Here is a 1,903-nt window from a genome sequence, read left to right as displayed (position 1 = left end):
GCCAGTAGCCTGGCGACGCCACATTTCAAATTGAAAAAGCCGATCGCGAGCAGCAGCATATCCTTGTGCAAAAAACAGATCGTGTTGGTTTTTAGCATAGATATGGTTTATCCCCCATTTATCCCTAATAATCTCTACAGATTCTTTCAGACCAGGAATTTTTTCCTTTTTTAACTCTGTTGAAGAAAGACAGGAAGTAAAAAGGACAATAAAAAGTAAATTCAAATACTTCATAGTTAACTAACTATCAACACTAAATTATTCCTAGTTCTATTTTATTTCTATAAACATCTTCACCAGTTCATCTACCAAAATCACCGTAGCATCTTCTTGTACTTTACTCGTTCCGATCCAAGTTTCATAGCCACCGAGCTTATGTTGTTCTGGTGGAGGTAAATACCCATAACTTCCATTTGCCAGTCCAATTGTAAAAGTTGTTTTAAAAGGACTTTTCTTTTTAAGCTCCAAACCTGTTTCTGCAAACACCTCAAAAGGAAGAGAAGAAACCCCTAAATCTCCAATACGGTAAGCCTGCAAAATAATGTTTATATCACGAGGATACTCTGCCTCCATTCGAAGTAGGCGGTTAGCATACGATCGTTCATGGACATGCCAATATTCTTTATCTTTAGGACGTTTCAACACCTGTTTAGCACGAGCTATCTGCTTTTCTGTAGAGGTGCGGGTCTTCAAACGAACCTCTTTCTGTATAGCATCTAGAGGGATCCAAGTGCGATATTCAAGATCCTTATACACTCTATACACCTCTTGAGCAAGATCTTCTGCAACAACCTTCATCTTTTCATAGGGTTCATATCTTCTTTGTACTCCACCATAGTTGACAGTATTAATATCTCCACTAGTGCCATTAGACATAATTCCTACAAAATGTGGAAACTGGCGATCGGCGCCTATTAACTGTTGGATTCGATCAGCAAAAACACTAAAGTAATCTGCTGAAATATCATTTTTAGGAACTCCGCCTGCATAGTGTGTGGAATAATTGGCGAAGATAGAGATTGGTCTTCCATCTAGTGACTGAACGGAGATAAAAGCAACATCCGGATCAGTAGGACCCGCTGGTTTTAATTTATTATCATTATTAAACCCAGGATTCATCTTAACCTTCTCGTATCCTCCAAAGGGACTCCTTACTTTCTCCTTCATAATCCAACGTCGGTTGTACACATGCTGTGGAACACTTCCAACTCCCCAAGCAATTTTAGCAGGCTCTAAATTAGTAACAGCATTTCGAACAGCATCGGTAATGCGTTTGATAAGAAATAACTGATATTTATCAAAAGGTAAGCCTTCATTCCACCAGTGTCTTCTACTACCTGTCCAAGTTCCACTGACTGACGAGTGGGTATGTGTAGTCGACATTAATATATTCTCAGGAGCAATCTTCGTCTCTTGAAAAATATTTCTCTTTGCTTCATCGAATACCTCTCGAGCAATCGATATATTATCCACTACGACAAACGCAATACGCTTTTCTCCATTGTCTAACACTAGAGTCTTTGCATGGAGCTCATCATGTATATACTGTGCAGGTGGATTACCACCAAAATTGCCTACAATCCCACTCCCTAAATCAGGTGTAATATTACTCATTGAAGCTCCTGCAAGTAGCACCTTTTGCTCTTGAGCTAACAAAGTAATACACGACAAAGGAAGAAAAACAAGAAACAGAAAATACTTTTTTATTATTATGTAATTTTTCATCAAGAGAATTTTTAATGCTTTATACAGATCACAGTTCACCAGTAGCCATACGATTAATGACTTAACAACTCACGCATTATTTATAATACATTTACAGTAATATCAATTCAAAACAAGAAAGCAGACACAACTAAGCAGCAGGCTACAATAACCTACAGATAGACGTTTTTATTCTAAC

At 37.9% G+C, this 1,903-nt stretch carries 2 protein-coding genes; both read right to left on the bottom strand.

Going from position 1 to position 1,903, the window contains the following annotated elements:
• A partial coding sequence (locus G5B00_RS17790) for a penicillin acylase family protein (protein ID WP_163878809.1) occupies positions 1–234 on the bottom strand: 234 nt, incomplete at its 3' end.
• A 36-nt stretch (positions 235–270) separates the two neighbouring features.
• Positions 271–1,725, bottom strand: coding sequence for a neutral/alkaline non-lysosomal ceramidase N-terminal domain-containing protein (locus G5B00_RS17785; protein WP_163878806.1), 1,455 nt, complete (start codon positions 1,723–1,725; stop codon positions 271–273).
• Positions 1,726–1,903: the final 178 nt, after the last annotated feature.

This window comes from Parapedobacter sp. SGR-10 (genome assembly GCF_011030405.1).
Classification (GTDB): domain Bacteria; phylum Bacteroidota; class Bacteroidia; order Sphingobacteriales; family Sphingobacteriaceae; genus Sphingobacterium.
Note: the sequence above shows the minus strand (reverse complement) of the source record. Positions and strands in the feature narration are given on the sequence as shown.